This is a genomic window from Streptomyces sp. ALB3 (genome assembly GCF_044385685.1).
Classification (GTDB): domain Bacteria; phylum Actinomycetota; class Actinomycetes; order Streptomycetales; family Streptomycetaceae; genus Streptomyces.
Window position 1 is genome coordinate 350,198 of record NZ_JBISCE010000027.1, and the last position, 17,811, is coordinate 368,008.

17 protein-coding genes and 1 pseudogene are annotated in these 17,811 nt (G+C 71.7%); 6 read left to right on the plus strand and 12 right to left on the minus strand.

The annotated features are described in order from the left end of the window. Window position 1 precedes the first annotated feature (1 nt). Both glsA and ACHFIV_RS16730 read right to left on the minus strand, forming a co-directional pair. Complete coding sequence (gene glsA / locus ACHFIV_RS16725) at window positions 2-1,354, minus strand: glutaminase A (protein ID WP_398969019.1); 1,353 nt, start codon at window positions 1,352-1,354, stop codon at window positions 2-4. Between the two features lie 64 nt (window positions 1,355-1,418). After that, entirely contained in the window at window positions 1,419-1,913 is a 495-nt protein-coding gene (locus ACHFIV_RS16730; protein WP_398969021.1) for a DUF1269 domain-containing protein, read from the minus strand. 138 nt (window positions 1,914-2,051) lie between these two features. Between ACHFIV_RS16730 and ACHFIV_RS16735 the strand changes: the two genes are divergently transcribed. Together ACHFIV_RS16735 and ACHFIV_RS16740 are read left to right on the plus strand one after the other, a co-directional pair. Next, complete coding sequence (locus ACHFIV_RS16735; RefSeq protein WP_398969023.1) at window positions 2,052-3,167, plus strand: baeRF3 domain-containing protein; 1,116 nt, start codon at window positions 2,052-2,054, stop codon at window positions 3,165-3,167. A 110-nt stretch (window positions 3,168-3,277) separates the two neighbouring features. Then, window positions 3,278-3,685 carry a hypothetical protein gene (locus ACHFIV_RS16740; RefSeq protein ID WP_398969025.1) on the plus strand — a complete coding sequence of 136 codons (408 nt, stop codon included), beginning with the start codon at window positions 3,278-3,280 and terminating at the stop codon, window positions 3,683-3,685. 93 nt (window positions 3,686-3,778) lie between these two features. On the opposite strand, the gene ACHFIV_RS16745 is transcribed toward ACHFIV_RS16740, so the two are convergent. From ACHFIV_RS16745 to ACHFIV_RS16785, 9 genes and pseudogenes are all read right to left on the minus strand, one after another. After that, window positions 3,779-6,166 carry a phosphoketolase gene (locus ACHFIV_RS16745; RefSeq protein ID WP_398969028.1) on the minus strand — a complete coding sequence of 796 codons (2,388 nt, stop codon included), beginning with the start codon at window positions 6,164-6,166 and terminating at the stop codon, window positions 3,779-3,781. 22 nt (window positions 6,167-6,188) lie between these two features. Next, on the minus strand, window positions 6,189-7,595 hold the full coding sequence (locus ACHFIV_RS16750; RefSeq protein WP_398969030.1) for an NADP-dependent succinic semialdehyde dehydrogenase: 1,407 nt from the start codon (window positions 7,593-7,595) through the stop codon (window positions 6,189-6,191). Window positions 7,596-7,742: 147 nt separating this feature from the next. Beyond that, window positions 7,743-8,204, minus strand: a complete 462-nt coding sequence (locus ACHFIV_RS16755) for an ATP-binding protein (RefSeq protein WP_398969033.1) — start codon at window positions 8,202-8,204, stop codon at window positions 7,743-7,745. Window positions 8,205-8,356: 152 nt separating this feature from the next. Then, window positions 8,357-10,453, minus strand: coding sequence for a xanthine dehydrogenase family protein molybdopterin-binding subunit (locus ACHFIV_RS16760; RefSeq protein WP_398969035.1), 2,097 nt, complete (start codon window positions 10,451-10,453; stop codon window positions 8,357-8,359). A 40-nt stretch (window positions 10,454-10,493) separates the two neighbouring features. Continuing rightward, window positions 10,494-11,489, minus strand: a complete 996-nt coding sequence (locus ACHFIV_RS16765; RefSeq protein WP_398969038.1) for an FAD binding domain-containing protein — start codon at window positions 11,487-11,489, stop codon at window positions 10,494-10,496. Beyond that, complete coding sequence (locus tag ACHFIV_RS16770) at window positions 11,486-12,034, minus strand: 2Fe-2S iron-sulfur cluster-binding protein (protein ID WP_398969040.1); 549 nt, start codon at window positions 12,032-12,034, stop codon at window positions 11,486-11,488. Before ACHFIV_RS16770 ends, ACHFIV_RS16765 begins: the two co-directional genes overlap by 4 nt. Before the next feature lie 40 nt (window positions 12,035-12,074). After that, window positions 12,075-12,473 (minus strand): hypothetical protein, encoded by a 399-nt coding sequence (locus tag ACHFIV_RS16775; RefSeq protein ID WP_398969043.1) that lies wholly within the window; start codon window positions 12,471-12,473, stop codon window positions 12,075-12,077. A 263-nt stretch (window positions 12,474-12,736) separates the two neighbouring features. Next, a pseudogene (locus ACHFIV_RS16780) lies at window positions 12,737-12,985 on the minus strand (hypothetical protein); the annotation flags it as partial. Window positions 12,986-13,131: 146 nt separating this feature from the next. Then, a complete protein-coding gene (locus ACHFIV_RS16785; protein ID WP_398969045.1) occupies window positions 13,132-14,097 on the minus strand; it encodes an LLM class F420-dependent oxidoreductase in 966 nt (321 codons plus the stop codon). Window positions 14,098-14,185: 88 nt separating this feature from the next. Here ACHFIV_RS16785 and ACHFIV_RS16790 point away from each other — a divergent pair, with 88 nt between their 5' ends. The 3 genes from ACHFIV_RS16790 to ACHFIV_RS16800 all read left to right on the plus strand — a co-directional run bounded on the left by ACHFIV_RS16790 (window position 14,186) and on the right by ACHFIV_RS16800 (window position 16,480). Beyond that, window positions 14,186-14,521, plus strand: a complete 336-nt coding sequence (locus tag ACHFIV_RS16790; RefSeq protein WP_398969048.1) for a DUF6479 family protein — start codon at window positions 14,186-14,188, stop codon at window positions 14,519-14,521. A gap of 120 nt (window positions 14,522-14,641) precedes the next feature. Next, window positions 14,642-15,556: a cation diffusion facilitator family transporter gene (locus tag ACHFIV_RS16795; protein ID WP_398969049.1), complete on the plus strand. Its 915-nt coding sequence runs from the start codon at window positions 14,642-14,644 to the stop codon at window positions 15,554-15,556. A 96-nt stretch (window positions 15,557-15,652) separates the two neighbouring features. Continuing rightward, window positions 15,653-16,480: a VOC family protein gene (locus ACHFIV_RS16800; RefSeq protein WP_398969052.1), complete on the plus strand. Its 828-nt coding sequence runs from the start codon at window positions 15,653-15,655 to the stop codon at window positions 16,478-16,480. A gap of 4 nt (window positions 16,481-16,484) precedes the next feature. On the opposite strand, the gene ACHFIV_RS16805 is transcribed toward ACHFIV_RS16800, so the two are convergent. After that, window positions 16,485-17,066: a DUF6328 family protein gene (locus ACHFIV_RS16805; protein WP_398969713.1), complete on the minus strand. Its 582-nt coding sequence runs from the start codon at window positions 17,064-17,066 to the stop codon at window positions 16,485-16,487. Between the two features lie 306 nt (window positions 17,067-17,372). Between ACHFIV_RS16805 and ACHFIV_RS16810 the strand changes: the two genes are divergently transcribed. Then, window positions 17,373-17,759, plus strand: a complete 387-nt coding sequence (locus ACHFIV_RS16810) for a VOC family protein (protein ID WP_398969055.1) — start codon at window positions 17,373-17,375, stop codon at window positions 17,757-17,759. Window positions 17,760-17,811: the final 52 nt, after the last annotated feature.

A 17,811-nucleotide genomic window follows, 5' to 3' on the forward strand; every position in this document is an offset into this window, starting at 1 on the left:
GTCAGCCCTCTGCGGCCACGGCCTGCGCGCAGTGCTCGGCGGCCTCCTTCCGGGAGCCGAAGCGCGGCAGGTCCTGGCCGGTGCGCTCGCGGACCAGGTCCGGCGGGCCGAGCCGGTCGCCCGGGTCGACGACGGCCGCGCGCCTGCCGTCCCGGGCGAGGCGCGACAGGCCGGCGTGCAGCAGGGCGAGGGCGACCGAGTCGGCGCCGGTCACCTCACGCAGGTCGAGGACGACCGGACCGGCCCGCTCCGGGCCCGACTCGTCCAGTGCGTACAGGACCCGTTCGGCGGCGGTGAAGTCGAGGGCCCCCTGGGCGGCGACGACACCCACACGTTCGTGCAGTGCGCGCTCCCGCCGCGCGGACGGTGCCGAGGGCAGCACGTCCGCGGTGGTGACGAGGGTGACGGTGGAGCCGGGCAGCGCCGGGTTCCTCATCAGGTGGAGGCCGAGACGCTCCGAGAGCGCGCCCAGCGCGGCGTGGCCGCGCACCGACGTGCCCGCGGCGTCCAGCAGCGGACTGTAGGCGGCCAGGCCGAAGCGGGCCGGGCCGGCGGCGATCAGACCGCCCGAGACACCGCTCTTGGCGGGCAGGCCCACCCTCAGCAGCCAGTCGCCGGAGGCGTCGTACATCCCGCAGGTCGCCATGACCGCGAGGACCTGGGCGGCGACCTCCGGGGAGACGACCCGCTCCCCGGTCACCGGATTGACCCCGCCGTGCGCCAGGGTGGCGGCCATCACGGCCAGGTCGACGGCGGTGGCCCGCACCGCGCACTGCCGGAAGTAGGTGTCCACGGCGGCCACCGGGTCGACGGGCAGGGACCCCGCACTGCGGATCAGATAGGCGAGCGCCCGGTTGCGGTCCCCGGTGGCGGCCTCGGAGCCGTACACGTCCTCGTCGACATCCAGTCGACGCCCGGCGAACCGGCTCAGGCAGGTCAGGATGCGGTCGAAGGCGGGCGCCTCGCGGCTGTCGGGGACCAGGGCTGTGGTGACGATGGCGCCGGCGTTGACCATCGCGTTGGCCGGCCTCCCGGTGCCGGGCTCCAGGCTGATGGCGTTGAAGGCCTCACCGCTCGGTTCGGCGCCCACCCAGCGGCTCACCTCCTCCAGACCGAGCGAGGCGAGCGCGAGTGCGTAGACGAACGGTTTGGACACCGACTGCACGGTGAAGGGGGTGTCCGCCGCGCCCGCGCTGTAGGCGTGCCCGTCCATGCTGACGAGGGCGAGACCGAAGTCGTCGGGGTCGGACCGGGCCAACTCCGGGATGTAGTCGGCTCGCCTGCCCTCGCGTACGCCGACGAAGCGCCCGTGCAGATCGCGCAGCGCGTCCGTGACGGCCTCGGCCGCGCTCACCCGGCCCCTGCCGGATACCGTGCGGGCCCGCCGGTACGCCCCTCGCCGGGCGGCCCCTCCCCCGTCATTCCGCCTCGTCGCCGAAGATCTCGCGCAGTCTGGCCTCACGCTCCGTGTCGAGGTTGCTGTGCAGCAGCTCGGCGCCTCCGCCGGGCAGCGACTCACTGATACGACTCGGCACCTCGGCGAGGGTGAGCAGGAAGAGCGCCGACGTCCCGGGGGTCACCTTCTGCTTCACCTCGGCGATGAAGTCGTCGTCGATGCCCACGTCGGCGAGCCTTCCGCCCAGCGCCCCGGCCGCGGCGCCGATGGCCGCGCCCAGCAGCGGCATCAGGAAGATGAGGCCGAAGAGCATGCCCCAGAAGGTCCCGCTCAGCGCGCCCGCGCCGACGAGGTTGATCAGTTGCTTGGTCTTCGGCTTCGAGCGCTCGGCCGGCCAGGTCACGACGGCGGCGTCGAGGATCCTGACCAGTCCTTCCTTCTGGAGGGATTTCAGGGCCGCCTCCACGTTCTCCGCACCCTCGGCCGTCTGGAACTTCCACACAGTGAGCGTGGACATCTCATGCACCTCCGGGAGAGCCAGGCAATAATTCGCCCATATTAGGATCAAAAGGTATGAATTGACTCGTCGAACGACCCGTCCCGCTCTCAGGGGCGGCTCCAGCACCGCGGACCCCGAACCCTCCGGGAGGGAACGATGGATACGGACGCCCTGACGCCCGGCCTGCTGCAGGAACTTCGCGCGACCAGGCCGTACCCGGCCCTGTCCCTGACGATGCCGACCCACCGCCGGGCGCCGGACAACGCCCAGGACGCCGTACGGCTGCGGAACCTCGTGGCCGAGGCCGGCAACCGGCTGGAAGCCGATCCCCGGGTGACCCATGAGGCACAGAAGGCCGTGAAGGCGCAGTTGGACCGCGCGGTCGCCGACATCGATCAGCGACGCACCCTGGATTCGCTGGTCATCCTGGCCGACGCGGACGAGTACCAGATCTGGCAGTTGCCCCGCACGGCCCCCGAGCGCGTCGTCCTGAGCGACTCCTACCTCACGCGCAACCTGGTCGCGGCCAAAGCCGGGGCCCACCTGTTCTGGGTGCTCAGCGTCTCGGCCGAACACGCGGCGCTCTGGTCGGGCACGGACGAGGCACTGCGCGCGGAGGACCGGCGCGGTTTCCCGCTGAGCCCTCCGCACGAGAACTTCGACCCGGAGCGTCAGGCGCGGAGCGGAGGCGCTCCGAGCATCTACTCCAGCGAGGACACCCGCAGCTTCTTCCGCACGGTGGACGGCAAGCTGCGAGGCGTCCTGAGCGCCGACCCCCGGCCACTGTTCCTGGTGGGACTGCCGCAGGCCCTCTCCCTGCTCGAGGACGTCGGGGAGTGCGCCAAGTCGGCCGCCTGCAAGGTCCCGAAGGGAACCACCGCGGAGACGACCGCGCCCGAGCTGGCCAGGGAGCTGAAGGCCGCACTGGACGACTGGCGTGATCAGAAGGACGCCGCCGTCCGGGCGAGGCTGGACACCGCACGTGGCGCCAAGTCCTTCACGGGCGGCCTCGACGAGGTCTGGACTGCCGCCCGGGAGAGCCGTGTCGCCCTCGTCGCGGTCGAGGAGCACTTCCAGCAGACGGTCAGACTCACCGACAACCACCTGAAGGCCGTGGACCCGGCCGACGTGACACCGGAGGACAGCGGGATCCGCGAGGACATCGTGGACGAGCTCATCGAGACGGTTCTGGACAACGGTGGCGAAGTCGTGTTCGTCGCGGACGACTCCCTCGTCGGCAACGGCCGGATCGCGGCGGCTCTGCGCTTCTGACCGCGTGTCCCTGCGTGGATATTATGTGAATATTGTCTAGGTTTGGCGCTCCGAACTCGATCACACGCGTGGATCCCGGTGACCACGGCGTGCACGAAGGAGAGCCATTCATGGACCGATTCAGGCGCGCGTCGGCCGCAGTCCTGCTGACGGCGACGGCACTGGCCGGCGCGGTGGGCGGGGCCTCGGCGTCATCCGGTGTCCCCGCACCGCCCTCAGGAGAACGCGCCCGGGACCTGGCCGAGCGGCCCGCCCTCTCCGCGCACGCGACCGCGCGCCACGTGGCGGCCTGGGAGGAGTTCCGCATCCACGGCGCCGCCCGCAACGTCGGCTCCGGCACTCCGGTCTCCCTGCAGCAGAAGCAGGGCGAACGCTGGGTGACCCTGCCCGCCACGATGAGGACCGCCCGCTCCGGCGAGTACAGCCTGCGGGTGAAGCTGGGCATGAGGGGCGAGAACTCCCTCAGGATCGTCGGCGGCGGCGCGGTCTCACCGGTCCTCCGGACGACCGTGAGCTGAGCGCTCGCACCACGCACGTCAGCCCGGCGCGCTCCGGCCGGCCCGCGGGAGCGGGCCGGCCGGAGCGCGCCGCAGGAGTGGACCCGCCGGTCCTCAGCCCTCCCAGGACCAGTCGGCGACCTCGGGCAGGTCCGTGCCGTGTTCCCGGATCCAGTCGTGGTGGCGTGTGCGGGCGTCCGCCATCGCCTGCCGGACGGCGACGGCGCGGACTCCCAGGCCGGGCACCCGGTCGACCACGTCCATGACGAGCCGATAGCGGTCGAGGTCGTTGCGGACCACCATGTCGAACGGCGTGGTGGTGGTCCCCTCCTCCTTGTAGCCCCGGACATGCAGATGTGCGTGTCCGGCGCGCCGGTACGCGAGACGGTGCACCAGCCAGGGGTAGCCGTGGTAAGCGAAGATCACCGGCTTGTCCCGGGTGAAGAGCGCGTCGTACTCCGCGTCCGGCATCCCGTGCGGGTGCTCCTCGTGCGGCAGCAGCCTGGTCATGTCGACCACGTTCACCACGCGGACGGCGAGTTCCGGAAGGTGACGCCTCAGCAGCTGGGCCGCGGCCATCGTCTCCAGGGTGGGCACGTCTCCGGCGCAGGCGAGGACGACGTCCGGTTCCCGGCTGCCGTCCTCGGTGCCGGCCCATTCCCACACCCCGGCACCTCGGGCACAGTGCGCGCGGGCCTCGTCGAGGGTGAGCCAGTCGAAGCCGGGCTGCTTGCCCGCGACGATCACGTTGACGTAGTCGCGGCTGCGCAGCACGTGGTCGGCGGTGGACAGCAGGGTGTTGGCGTCCGGCGGCAGGTACACCCGGACCACCTCGGGACTCTTGTTGAGGATGTGGTCGACGAAGCCGGGATCCTGGTGCGAGAAGCCGTTGTGGTCCTGACGCCAGACGTGCGAGGTGAGCAGGTAGTTCAGAGAGGCGACGGGCGCGCGCCAGTGCAGCCGCCGTGAGGTGCGCAGCCACTTGATGTGCTGGTTGACCATGGAGTCGACGATGTGCGCGAACGCCTCGTACGAGGAGAACAAGCCGTGCCGCCCGGTGAGGAGGTACCCCTCCAGCCAGCCCTGACAGAGGTGTTCCGAGAGCACCTCCATCACCCGGCCGTCGTGGGCCAGATGCTCGTCGGTCGGCAGGACCTCCGCCTGCCACGCCTTTCCGGTGGTCCCGTAGAGGGCACCCAGCCGGTTCGACTCGGTCTCGTCGGGGCCCACCACCCGGAAGTCCCTGCGGCCGGCCGTGGCCGCCATGACGTCCTCGAGCAGGCCGCCCAGGATCCGGGTGGGCTCGTGCAGGCCGGTCCCCGGCTTGTCGACCCGCACGGCGTGGTCCTCCAGAGGAGGCAGGGGCAGGTCCCGCAGGAGCAGCCCGCCGTTGGCGTACGGCGTCGAGCCGAGCCGGGCGGCCCCCTCCGGGACGCAGTCGAGGACCTGCGCGGTGGGCCTGCCCTCGGAGTCGAAGAGTTCCCGGGGCCGGTACGAGCGCATCCACTCCTCGAGGCGGCGCAGGTGGTCGGCGTTGTCCCGGACCCCGGCCAGCGGGACCTGGTGGGCCCGCCAGGTGTTCTCGACCGGGAGTCCGTCGACCTCCTTCGGACCGGTCCACCCCTTCGGCGTGCGCAGCACGATCATCGGCCAGCGGGGACGCGCGGAGGTCTCCCCGGTACGGGCGGCGCGCTGGTATGCGCCGATGCGGTCGACGGCACGGTCCATGGCGGCGGCGAGTGCGCGATGGACCGCGGCCGGCTCGTCCCCTTCGACGTAGAGGGGATCGTGGCCGTATCCGCGGAGCAGCGCGTCGAGTTCGTCCTCGGGCAGCCGGGCGAGCACCGTCGGATTCGCGATCTTGTATCCGTTGAGATGCAGGATGGGGAGGACGGCCCCGTCGTGCACGGGGTCGAGGAACTTGTTGGAGTGCCAGGACGCGGCGAGCGGCCCCGTCTCCGCCTCGCCGTCCCCCACGACACAGGCGACCAGCAGATCCGGGTGGTCGAAGGCCGCTCCGTAGGCGTGGGTGAGGGCGTATCCCAGCTCGCCGCCCTCATGGATGGAGCCCGGGGTCTCCGGCGCCACATGGCTGGGCACACCGCCGGGGAAGGAGAACTGCTTGAACAGGGCTCCCATGCCGGCCCGGTCACGGCTGATATCGGGATAGGTCTCCGAATAGCTGCCCTCCAGCCAGGAGTTGGCGAGGACAGCGGGGCCGCCGTGGCCGGGCCCCCAGACGCAGAGCACCTCCCGCTTCTGTGCCTTGACGATCCGGTTGAGATGCGTGTGGACGAGGTTCAGCCCGGGCGAGGTCCCCCAGTGGCCGAGCAGGCGCGGTTTGATGTGCTCGGGGGCCAGCGGCTCCTCCAGCAGGGGGTTGGCCATCAGGTAGATCTGGCCGACCGCCAGGTAGTTGGCCGCGCGCCAGTGCGCGTCGAGCGCCGCGAGCTCGGTGTCGGAGAGGGCGGAAGCCCCGGACGGAGTTGGGGCGTCGGTCATGAAGGGTCTCCCAGGGGCGTGACTATCGGGCGTCCGGGCCGGGTCCGTACCAGACGGTGGTGGCGTTGCAGAACTCGCGGATGCCGTGTCCTGCCAGCTCGCGTCCGTAGCCGGAGCGCTTCACGCCACCGAACGGCAGAGCGGGGTGGGAAGCCGTCATGCCGTTGAAGAAGACGCCGCCGGCCTCGAGGTCGCGCACACAGCGGCTCATCTCCGCCTCGTCACGCGTCCAGACGTTGGAGCTGAGTCCGAACCGGGTGTCGTTGGCCAGTTCCAACGCCTCGTCGAGGTCCGCCACCCGGTAGAGCGTCGCCACCGGACCGAACGTCTCCTCTCGGTGGACGCGCATGTCCGGGGTGACCCCGGTGAGGACGGTGGGCTCGTAGTACCAGCCGCGGGCCAGGCCGTCGGGTCGCCGTCCGCCGCACACCGCGGTGGCACCCCGGTCGAGGGCGTCCCCGACGAGTTCCTCCAGGTCGGTGCGGCCCTGTTCGCTGGAGAGCGGCCCGACGTCGGTCGTCTCGTCCATGGGGTCGCCGACGGTCAGGGCGCTCATGCCGGCGGTGAAGCGCTCGGCGAACGCGTCGTAGACGTCCGTGTGGACGATGAAGCGTTTGGCGGCGATACAGGACTGGCCGTTGTTCTGGACGCGGGCGGTGACCGCGGTCTCGGCGGCCTTCCCGACGTCCGCGGAGGGCAGGACGATGTACGGGTCGCTGCCGCCCAGCTCCAGTACCGTCCGCTTCACCTCGTCGCCCGCGACGGAGGCGACCGCGCGGCCGGCCGGTTCGCTGCCGGTGAGGGTCGCCGCGGCGACCCTCGGGTCGCGCAGGAGCGCCTCGACGGCGCCCGAGCCGATGAGGAGGGTCTGGAAGCAGCCGGCCGGGAAGCCGGCCCTGGTGAACAGGTCCTCGATGTACAGGGCGGTCTGCGGCACGTTCGAGGCGTGCTTGAGCAGGCCGGTGTTGCCGGCCATGAGCGCGGGTGCGGCGAAGCGCATGACCTGCCAGAGCGGGAAGTTCCACGGCATCACGGCGAGCACGACGCCCATCGGCCGGTAGTGCACCCGGGCGCGGGTGGCCCCGGAGTCCTTGACGTCCGCCTCGTCCGGGTGTTCGTCGGCGAGCAGGCGTTCCGCGTTGGCCGCGTACCAGCGCATCGCCTTGGCGCACTTGGCCGCCTCGGCACGGGCGGCCTTGACCGGCTTGCCCATCTCGGTGGTCATCGTGCGGGCGATGTCCTGCTGGTCCTCGTCCAGGAGGTCGGCGGCCCTGTTCAGCAGACGGGCCCGCTCGGCGAACGCGGTGGTGCGGTAGCTGCGGAACGCGCGGTGCGCTGTGGCGAGCCTGCGCTCGGTCTCCTGCTCGTCCAGTGCGTCGAATGTCCTGAGCGTCTCGCCGTTCGCGGGATTGACCGTCGCGATGGGCATGGCAGTGCCTCCTTGCGTTGTTCTTCGACCGTGCCGCGCCGCACCGCGGCGCGCAACGCGGCCCTCACGCACACGTACCCGGCCGGCGCGGATCATGCGTGCCGCGGGCACGCCGTCGCGCCGGCCGGGCCGGGACCGGGCCGTTCGTCACACGAGCTCGGCCACAGGGTCGCCGAGGGACGTACGGCCGCCGGGGAGAGGGGCGTCCGGCAGCAGGTCGGTGGTGTGCGGTGTCTCGGCGTAGCGCGTGAACCAGACGACCTTGCCGTCGCCGGTGCGGCAGGTGCCCCAGCTGTCGCTCAGCGCCATGACGCGGCTGAGGCCGCCGCCGCCACCGTCGAGCAGCCGGGGCATCCGGGAATCGTCGTCCGCGACCGACACCGTCAGGTGCCGGCCCGTCCAGCGGAGTTCGACGACGCACAGGGCGTCGTCGCCGACATGTCGCTGGACGTTCGTCAGGAGCTCCTGCGCGGCCCGGCACACCGGCCGGACGTGCAGATCGAGACTCCAGTGACGGAGGTGGGCGGCGACTATGCGCCGCAACTGGGAAATGCGCTCTGCCGACACCTGCAGTTCGACCAGATAGTGCCGGTCGAGTGGAACGGTCATCGTCGAGGCTCCTCATCGCGAGGCTCACGTGCTTCACCCCGTTGAACCAAAGACCCCCGAACACGAAGCGTGAGCACTGATCACTTCTGGGTCACTCATCAGGGTGACCCGGAGGGGCCGGTTGCGCAACCGAAGGGACCGCGAGCCGGCTGTCACGGCAGGTAGGGCAGCAGCCTGTCGGGGGTGAGGGGGAGTTCGCGCAGCCGGGCACCGGTGGCGTGCCTCACGGCGTTCCCGATCGCGGCCGCCGTTCCGACGATGCCGATCTCCCCGATGCCCTTGCTGCCCATGGGGTTGAGGTGCGGGTCGTCCTCGTCGATCCAGTGGGCCTGGATGTCCGGGACGTCCGCGCAGGACGGCACGTGGTAGGAGGCGAGGTCCCGCTCCGTGAAGTCACCGAAGACCGGGTCCATGGTGCTGCCCTCGGTGAGGGCCATGCCGAGGCCCATGACCATGCCGCCGATGAACTGGGAGCGCGCCGTACGGGGGTTGAGGATGCGCCCGGCCGCGAACACGCCGAGCAGGCGGCGCGTCCGCACCTCGCCGGTGAGGGAGTCGACCGCCACCTCGGCGAAGTGGGCTCCGAAGGCGTGCCGTGCGTACGGCGACTCCTGCGCCGTCTCCTCGCCGGTATCGGCGGTGACCGTGATGCCTTCCGGGGGGAGCGGCCCGGTGCGCTCGGCGAGCCGGCGCACCAGGGCGGTGGCCGCCTTGTGGACGGCCGAGCCCCAGGAGGCGGTCCCCGAGGAGCCGCCCGCGACGGACGCGCTGGGCAGATCGCTGCTGCCGATGTCGATCGACACCTTCTCCGGGGGCGTGTCCAGGGCCGACGCCGCGATCTGGGCCAGGACGGTGCGGGCACCGGTGCCGATGTCGGTGGCGTTGACAGCGATGCGGTAGGAGCCGTCCGGCAGGGCCCGCGCGGAGGCGGCCGACTTCGAGACGAGCACGGGGTACGTCGCCGAGGCGACTCCGGTGCCGAGCAGCCAGGGCCCCTCCTCACGGGCGGCGGGCTGCGGGTCCCGCTCGTGCCAGCCGAAGTGCCGGGCCCCCTCCCTCAGGCAGGCCGCGAGGTTGCGGCTGCTGAACGGACGCCCCGTGTCGGGTTCGGCCCGCGGTTCGTTGCGCAGCCGCAGCTCGACCGGATCGATCCCGAGGGCGCATGCCAGTTCGTCCATGGCCGACTCGAGTGCGTACATGCCCGAGGCCTCTCCCGGGGCGCGCATCCAGGACGGACTGGGCACGTCGAGTGCGGTCACCCGGTGCTCCGTGCGGCTGTGGGCTGAGGCGTACATGACGCGGGCGGGGACGGCTGCCTGCTCGACGAACTCCTTGATACGCGAGGTGTGCGTGACGACCTCGTGGGAGACGCTGGTGAGCACGCCGTCGCGGTCGGCGCCGAGGCGTACCCGTTGCAGGGTGGGTGCGCGGTGTCCGACGATCGCCGCCATGTGCCGCCGGGGCACGGCGAGCTGGACGGGGAGCCCGGTGTGCCTCGCCGCCATGGCGGCGAGGACGGCCTGAGGGCGCGGAGTGCCTTTGGAGCCGAAGCCGCCACCGACGTGTTCGGAGATGACGGTGATGCGGTCCCGGTCGAGCCCGAGGGCCGCGGCGAGGCTGTCGCGCACGGCGGTCGATCCCTGGCTGGAGTCGTGGACGGTCAGGTGTCCGTCGGCCCACCTGGCGGTGGAGGCGTGCGGTTCCATGGGGTGGTTGTGCAACCCCCGCAGGGTGTAGGTCGCGTCGATCCTCACGGGCGCGGCCTCGAACGCGCGCACCGCGTCGCCGCGTTCACGCAGGGCCGGGTAGCCTCCGTTCGCCTCTTCGGGGGTGTGGAGGCCGGGGTGGTCGGCGGTGAGGACGACGTCGTGCCCGGTGGTGGCGTACTCGACGTGTACGGCGTCCGCGCCGGCCCGCGCGGATTCCAGGCTCTCGGCCACGACGAGGGCGACGGGCCACCCCCGGTGCGGCACCCGGGTGTCCTGGAGCACGGCGAGGATCGGGTCGTCGGGCTCCTCGAGCCGCGGCGCGTTGTCGTGGGTCAGGACCGTGTGCACCCCGGGCACGGCCAGGGCGTCGGCGGTCCGGATCGCCGTGACGCGCCCGCTCGGGACCGTCGCGTGGACGATCCAGCCGTGGAGAAGACCTGGCGCGGTGTGCTCCGCGGCGTAGCGGGCGGCGCCGGTGACCTTGTCCCGGCCCTCGCGGCGGACTGCGGGCGCGCCCAGCGCCTGGGGGGAGTCGCTCATGACGGAAGTCCTCGGTTCGTCGGGGTGTGCGGGCCGGCGGTCAGGCGGACGCGGCCCGGGTGGTGAGTTCGGCGAGGGCGCCGACAGCCAGTCTGCGGGCCAGGTCCACCTTGAAGCCGTTGTCCCGCAAGGGTCTGGCGGCTGCGAGTTCGGCGTCCACCGCGCGTGTGAAGGTGTCCGTGGTGGCGGGAGCCCCGCGCAGCACGTCCTCGGCCACCCGGGCACGCCACGGCCGGTGCGCGAGCCCTCCGAAGGCGAGCGAGGCACGGTCCAGGCGGCCGTCGCGCACCCGCACCACGGCGGCCACCGACGCCAGCGCGAACGCGTACGAGGCGCGGTCCCTCGCCTTGCGGTAGAGGGATACGGCGCCGGCGGACGGCGGCGGCAGAACCACGTCGGTGATCAGCTCGCCCGGCCGGATCACCGTGTCCTGGTCCGGGTTGTCTCCCGGCAGCCTGTGGAAGTCGGTCAGGGACACGGTCCGCTCCCCCTCGGGGCCGTGCAGCGACACGGTGGCGTCCAGGGCGGCGAGGGCGACCGCCATGTCCGAGGGGTGGGTGGCGACGCAGTCCGGCGAGTGGCCCAGCACCGCGAGATCCCGGTGCGCCCCCTCCCGGGCCGGGCAGCCAGAGCCGGGAGACCGCTTGTTGCAGGGCTTGGAGACGTCCTGGAAGTACGGGCAGCGGGTGCGCTGGAGCAGATTGCCGCCGGTGGTGGCGGCGTTACGCAACTGCCCGGACGCACCGGAAAGGAGCGCCTGCGACAGTGCGGGATAGCCGCTCCGCACGTCGGGGTGGGCGGCGAGGTCGCTGTTGCGTACGGTGGCGCCGATCCGCAGGCCGCCGTCGTCCGTCCGGGTCACCCGGCCGAGCGGCAGCCGGCTCACGTCGATGAGCAGGCCGGGCGACTCCACCCCGAGTTTCATCAGGTCGACGAGGTTGGTGCCGCCACCGAGGAAGCGTGCACCGGGGTGCCCCGCGCTCGCGCGGACGGCTTCGGCCACGGAGGCGGGGCGCAGGTAGGCGAAGGGTTTCACGGGGCCACGTCCTCGATCGCTTCGACGATGTGCGGGTAGGCGCCACACCGGCAGAGGTTGCCGCTCATCCGCTCGCGGATCTCGTCCGCGTCGAGCGTGACCGGCCCGCCGGCGGTGAGCGCCGCCGACGGGGTGACGTGGGAGGGGAAGCCTTCCTCGGCCTCACCGAGCATGCCGGCCGCCGAGCAGATCTGCCCCGGGGTGCAGTATCCGCACTGGAGGGCGTCCCGCTCCAGGAAGGCGGCCTGAAGGGGATGGAGCCGGTCTCCGTCGGCCAGCCCTTCGACGGTGGTGATCTGTGCGTCCTGCTGGGCGACTGCCAGCAGGAGGCAGCTGTTGGCGCGCCGGCCGTCGACGAGCACGGTGCATGCGCCGCACTGGCCGTGGTCGCAGCCCTTCTTGGCGCCGGTGAGCCCGAGGTGCTCCCGCAGGGTGTCCAGCACGGTGGTGCGGTGGTCGAGCGTCAGCGTCCGTTCGGTGCCGTTGACGTGCAGGGTGAAGGTCGAGCGGCCGTCGGTGTCGTCGTGCACGGGGGTGGTGTCCATGTGGGTGGGTGCCTTCCGGAGCTGGGTCGCACGGGGTTGCTCAGGCGGCCTCGCGGCTTTCCAGCCGGAGCCTGACTTCCTGTTCCTGGTCCCCCGATGCCGTACCCACGACCTTGACCGCGAACGTGTCCGCCAGGCACCGGCGGAGCCGGTCGACCGCCCAGTAGCCGCCCTGTGCCTCCACGGTCACCGGCCCGGAGAGCTGTGCCGTGTGGGCGCCCCCGCGCATGTCGGTGACGTCGACCGTCGCCGTCCATACCGTCGGCCGGGTCGACGAGGCGTCCTCGGGGGTGTCGTCCGCCGTCCGGTCGGAGGCGAAGGAGCGGCCCAGTACGTCGAACACGGTCCGTGCGTCCTGTGCCGGGCACCCCGTCATCTCGACGACGACGTCGCCGCTTTCCTGATGGTCCCGCGTCTGTGCGTCCGGATTGTTCACCATGGGTCCTTTCACTTGCTGGGTGCGGTGCGTCGTCCCACGGCCTCACGCCGGGGGACGACGGTGTGGGCGGGGTCCTCGGCGGAGGCGGTTCCCGCCGCGAGGACCCCTAAATGCGTGCGGGCCGAGCCCGCGTGCCGCGCGAGACCCGCGCCGGCGGCGACGGGACGGCTGCGGTGTCCGAGAAGGGAAGGGGCCGCCGCTCCGGTCTCCGTCAGCCCGCGCGCATGAGCAGGCCGGCACGGCCCGCCGCAGAGCAGCCAGGAGCCCATGCTCACCGGCGAGTCCGGGTCGCCCTCGATCCGGACGACCCGGTCGTCCTTGACGTACGCCTGCTGACCGCGTCCGACCGCGCGGCACGGGCGGGCCGGCTGGACCACAGGGCCCGCTGTGGAGGTCCGGAACCTGGCCTCCTCCGTCTTCCGCGACACCACGGCCCGTCCTCGGCCCAGGGGGTCACCGCCGGTCAGCTTCCGGTACACGGGCCGGCGGCCGAGCGGATCGCCTGCTGCCATCGCGTTTCCTCCAGCCGTCTCGGGACTCACTCCAGGCTGACCCCACGGCTCCGTGTCGGCGACACGAGCGACGGCGCGGACGTGGGGGCCGCGGAAGATCTCGTACCCGGTCTGCGGCGGGGAAACGTGGTACTCCCGGCCGCCGCCTAAAGGGCCCGCAGCGCGGGCAGCAGCGTGCTCCGCGCCCAGTCGATGAAGGGCCGCTGCTGCGCCCCGCCGATCTGGACGAGGGCCACCTCGGTGAAACCCGCCTCGGCGTAGGGCCGGACGGCCTCGACGAACGCGTCGACGTCCGATCCGCACGGGATCGCTTCGGCGATGTCATCCGTGCGGACGAACTGGGTCCCCTGCTCGAACGCGGAGGGGCCCGGCAGCTCCGAGTTGACCTTCCAGCCGCCGAGCGACCAGCGGAACTGGTCGTGGGCGCGGGCGACCGCGGCGTCCCGGTCGGTGTCGTAGCAGACGGGCACCTGTCCCACGCGGGGCTTGCCCGTTCCGCCGTGCCGGTCGAACCCGCTCAGCAGCTCGCTTCTGGGTTCCGTGGCGATGACGAGGTCGCCCAGAGTGCCGGCGAGTTCGCAGGACCGCTCCCCCGAGACGGCGACGCCGATGGGCACCCGCAGGTCGGGCAGGTCCCACAGCTTGGCGTTCTCCACGTCGAAGTGGGTGCCGTGGTGGTTGACGTAGCCCCCGTCGAAGAGCGCCCGGATGATGTGCAGGGCCTCTTCGAGCATCTCCAGGCGGACGTGGGCCGAGGGCCAGCCCGCACCCACGACGTGCTCGTTGAGGTTCTCGCCGGAACCGAGGCCGAGCCGGAACCGGCCCCCCGACAGCAGCTGGAGCGTCGCCGCCTTCTGCGCCACCACAGCCGGGTGGTAGCGGGTGGTCGGGCAGGTCACGTAGGTCATCAGCGGGATCCTGGACGTGGCCTGCGCGGCGGCTCCCAGGACCGACCACGCATAGGGCGCGTGTCCCTGGGAAGCCAACCAGGGGAAGTAGTGATCGGAGATGACGGAGAAGTCGAAGCCGGCTTCCTCCGCCGCCACCACGTCCTCGACGAGGGCGAGGGGGCCTGTTTGCTCAGTCATCATCGTGTAGCCGATTTGAACCATACGAAACACATTTACCGTGACATCGCCATAAAACATGAATTCATGTCAATGGCTGTCTGTGATCGGCGTCCCGGGGTATGCGCCATGCATGGACGTAACGAACGGAGCATGGGAATCGCTCGCCACCACCGGCGGAGCCAACGGGCCGGGAGCAGTAGGCGTGATCATCGGCATCGTCGGCCTGTTCGTGGTGCTTCTGCTGATCGGAGGCTTCTGGTTCGGGATGAGGCGCCGCGACAAGGAATCACGGCCACCGCGCCCCGACGAACAGCCGCCGCGTCCTGAGCACCGGACGGAGATCCAGGAGAGCGGGCCCCACGGCTCGGACCGCTTCCCCGAGAACGGCCACGCCCTCACCCCGTACGAGCTCAGCGACCGCGGCAACGAGGTGATCCCGCCGGAGGACGAGCAGCGGCGGGACTGACACAGGAGCGCACCGGCCGGGAACAGCCGTCCGGGCCCGTCCAGGAGCGGGCCCGGACACAGCTGTGCCCGGGCCCGCCACCTTTCACGTCTGTCGGAGGATCATGAAACCGGGGGGGATATGAAGCGGCCCGAGTCGGACCGCGAGACCCGCGTCACCGTCCTGGTGGCGCTCGCCGCGAACGTCGTCATCGCCGTGGCCAAAGGGGCGGGGGGACTCCTCTCGGGCTCCCCCGCCCTCCTGTCCGAAGCCGCACACTCTGTGGCGGACAGTGTGAACGAGGTCTTCCTGCTGGCCGCGCTCAGACGCAGCCGCCGCCCTCCTGACGCCCGCCACCCCTTCGGGTACGGCAAGGAACGCTACTTCTGGTCGCTGCTCGCGGCCGTCGGGATCTTCGTCGTGGGGGGCTGCTTCTCGTTCTTCCAGGGCTTCCAGGCCCTGGGCCGCGACGAGCAGGAGTCGCCCGGCGGATACACGGCGGGGCTGGTCGTCCTGGGCCTGGCCCTCGTCGCGGAAGGCAGCTCGCTGGTCCGCGCCCTGGTGCAGCTCCGGGGCGGGAAGGGCGCCGCCCGCGACCCCGCGTTGAGGACGGTGATCGCAGAGGACAGCACGGCGGTGCTGGGTGTGCTGCTCGCCATGGCGGGGATGGTGCTGCACCTGGTCACGGGAGACGTCGTGTGGGAGGCGTCGGCCTCCCTGGGCATCGGAGTCCTTCTCGTCTACGTCGCCTTCCGACTCGGCAGGGACGCCCGCGACCGGCTGATCGGCGAGTCCGCAGATCCCGGGCTGCGCAGGGGTGTGGAGGACTTCCTCGCGTCCCAGGACGAGGTCGACAACGTCGCGGCCCTGTTCACCATGGGGCTCGGTCTCGACTCGGTGATGGTGGCGGCGAGGATCGACCTGGCCCCGGGCATCGACAGCGAGGAGGTCGAACGGGTAGCCGTCCGGATCAAGCGGGCGATAGCGGGCACCTGGCCGGAGGCCGAGCACATCTTCCTCGACATCACGAACGCCCCGCCCCGGGGCGGGGTGTGATCGCCGCGTGTTGCGGGAGTCGCCGAGGCGGATGAGGCTGGTCCTGGCCCCGCGGCACCGAAGAAGTCATGCCGCAGAACCGAAGGCAGGGGGACCATGACTCCAAGCGATCCGCGGACCGCCCCGGAACCGGCGGTGCTGAGCGGCGCGAGCGCTCCGTGCTGGGTCCATCTGGTGACCCGCGAGCTGGGGGCCGCCCAGCGCTTCTACGGCGAAGTCCTCGGCTGGACGTTCCGCCCGGGGCCGCTGGGCAGAAACTTCCTGATGGCGCGCTCCGGCGGTGAACCGGTGGCGGGCATCGGCGCGGTCGCGTCGGCCTATCAGGTGGGCGTGGCCTGGATGCCGTACTTCTCGGTCCGGGACGCCGGCGTCGTCGCCGGGCGCATCCGCGAACGCAGCGGCACCGTGGGCGTGGGCCCGCTGACGGTCGGGCAGGGGCGTGCGGTCCTGGCGGCGGACCGGGACGGCGCGTCCTTCGGCGTCTGGGAGTGGACGGGGCGTGCGGCCACGCTCGCGCCGTCCGGGAACCGGGCACACGCCTGGCTCCGGCTGCGCACCAGGGACGCCTTCGACGCCGCGATCTTCTACGGCGAGGTCCTCGGCTGGGAGAGCGGCGAGCCCGGCGGCTGCGACGTGGCGTACGTGAAGGAGGAGGTGCTCGTGCGCTGCAACGGACGCCCGCTGGCCCGGATCAGCTCGGGTGCCGTGGAGTCGGCACCCGACCCGCAGGTGCGCCCTCACTGGCAGGTGCAGTTCCCGGTGGCCGATGTCGGGACGACGGTCCTCGCCGCCGAGCGGAACGGCGGGACCCTCGTGGAGCGGCGGGGGGTGCAGCACGGCAGCGAGGCGACGCTCAGGGATCCGGACGGCGCGCTCTTCACCGTGACGGACGTGCGCAGCCCCGCGGACGCGGACGAGGACTGACGCGTCAGGGGCGCCGGCCGGAGTCCCCGGCGTCCGGGGCCTTCGACCCGTCGGCCTGCCGACGGCCGTTGTCCCGGGCGATCGCCCGGAGCGGGAACACGAACCAGCAGACCAGGAACCACAGGGCCATCCCGCCCACCAGCCAGAGTGCCACGACGTTGTGGAGCGCGACCCGCAGTATGAGCAGCAGGGTGCTGCACATCGTGCAGAAGAGCAGACCGAGTCCCAGTTTCGTCACCCGGGAGGCCCAGACGACCGTCTGCGGCTTCAGCCGGCGGCCGGTGAGCAGCCGGTGGTACGAGACGGGTCCTATCAGTGCCGCGGCGGTCGCCGATCCCAGCATGACGGTGACGACGTAGATGTTCCGGTCGAGCGTGGAGAGGTCGGCGAAGCGGGGCTGGAAGACCACCGCGAGCAGGAAGCCGAACAGGATCTGCACCCCGGTCTGTGCCACCCGGAGCTCCTGGAGCAGATCGCCCCACTGTCTGTCCGCCCGCTCCTCCTCGGTCTCGTGCCGTCCGCTGCGCGGGTTCAGTCCCGCCTCGTCTCTTCCGTTCGCATCACTGCCGGCCGGTGTCTGTCCCATCGATGCCTCCCCCACCTCGTAGAGGTGGTACTGGTGCCCCGCGAAGCCGTTGCGAACCCTGCGACCCGCGCTGCCGACCGGGCCCGGCAGCCGCTGGGACCTACGCCTGCCGACGCTTCCCATGGTGGCAGGAGGCGGGAAATCCACCACACCGGCGGCGCGGAGGCCGGACAGGCGGCCGGTGAGGGCCAGACCTCGACGCACCGTCACGACTCCCTTAAGATCGTCGTACGGCATCGCGCGTCGGTCACCGGCCGGGTGAGGCGTGGAGGTAGCCCGTGAGATGCCCGCTGGAGGCATTCCACAGTGTCAGTCGAGCTGAACCACACCATCGTTCACAGCCAGGACAACCGCGAATCGGCGGACTTCCTGGCGCACATCCTGGGTCTCACCACCGGAACCGAGTGGGGGCCCTTCATCCCGGTGGTCCTCGCGAACGGCGTCACCCTGGACTTCGCGACCGTCCCCGCCGAATCGATCACCGTGCAGCACTACGCGTTCCTCGTCTCGGAGGCCGAGTTCGACACGGCCTTCGACCGCATCAGGGCGCGGGGGATCACGTACTACGCCGATCCCCACCGGAAGCAGCCCGGCGAGATCAATCGCAACGACGGCGGACGCGGGGTGTACTTCCCCGATCCGAGCGGGCACGGGATGGAACTCATCACCCGTCCTTACGGCGGCTGGTCGTAAGGGTCTCCGCCCAGGCACCGACGGACGGCCCGCCGCGATCACCCGGCCCGGG

Bases quoted from the DNA above. Each gene is read 5' to 3' on its own strand.
- ACHFIV_RS16730 (WP_398969021.1), bottom strand. From the start codon at position 1,913: ATGTCCACGCTCACTGTGTGGAAGTTCCAGACGGCCGAGGGTGCGGAG.
- ACHFIV_RS16735 (WP_398969023.1), top strand. From the start codon at position 2,052: ATGGATACGGACGCCCTGACGCCCGGCCTGCTGCAGGAACTTCGCGCG.
- ACHFIV_RS16740 (WP_398969025.1), top strand. From the start codon at position 3,278: ATGGACCGATTCAGGCGCGCGTCGGCCGCAGTCCTGCTGACGGCGACG.
- ACHFIV_RS16745 (WP_398969028.1), bottom strand. From the start codon at position 6,166: ATGACCGACGCCCCAACTCCGTCCGGGGCTTCCGCCCTCTCCGACACC.
- ACHFIV_RS16750 (WP_398969030.1), bottom strand. From the start codon at position 7,595: ATGCCCATCGCGACGGTCAATCCCGCGAACGGCGAGACGCTCAGGACA.
- ACHFIV_RS16755 (WP_398969033.1), bottom strand. From the start codon at position 8,204: ATGACCGTTCCACTCGACCGGCACTATCTGGTCGAACTGCAGGTGTCG.
- ACHFIV_RS16760 (WP_398969035.1), bottom strand. From the start codon at position 10,453: ATGAGCGACTCCCCCCAGGCGCTGGGCGCGCCCGCAGTCCGCCGCGAG.
- ACHFIV_RS16770 (WP_398969040.1), bottom strand. From the start codon at position 12,034: ATGGACACCACCCCCGTGCACGACGACACCGACGGCCGCTCGACCTTC.
- ACHFIV_RS16775 (WP_398969043.1), bottom strand. From the start codon at position 12,473: ATGGTGAACAATCCGGACGCACAGACGCGGGACCATCAGGAAAGCGGC.
- ACHFIV_RS16785 (WP_398969045.1), bottom strand. From the start codon at position 14,097: ATGGTTCAAATCGGCTACACGATGATGACTGAGCAAACAGGCCCCCTC.
- ACHFIV_RS16790 (WP_398969048.1), top strand. From the start codon at position 14,186: ATGGACGTAACGAACGGAGCATGGGAATCGCTCGCCACCACCGGCGGA.
- ACHFIV_RS16795 (WP_398969049.1), top strand. From the start codon at position 14,642: ATGAAGCGGCCCGAGTCGGACCGCGAGACCCGCGTCACCGTCCTGGTG.
- ACHFIV_RS16800 (WP_398969052.1), top strand. From the start codon at position 15,653: ATGACTCCAAGCGATCCGCGGACCGCCCCGGAACCGGCGGTGCTGAGC.
- ACHFIV_RS16805 (WP_398969713.1), bottom strand. From the start codon at position 17,066: ATGGGACAGACACCGGCCGGCAGTGATGCGAACGGAAGAGACGAGGCG.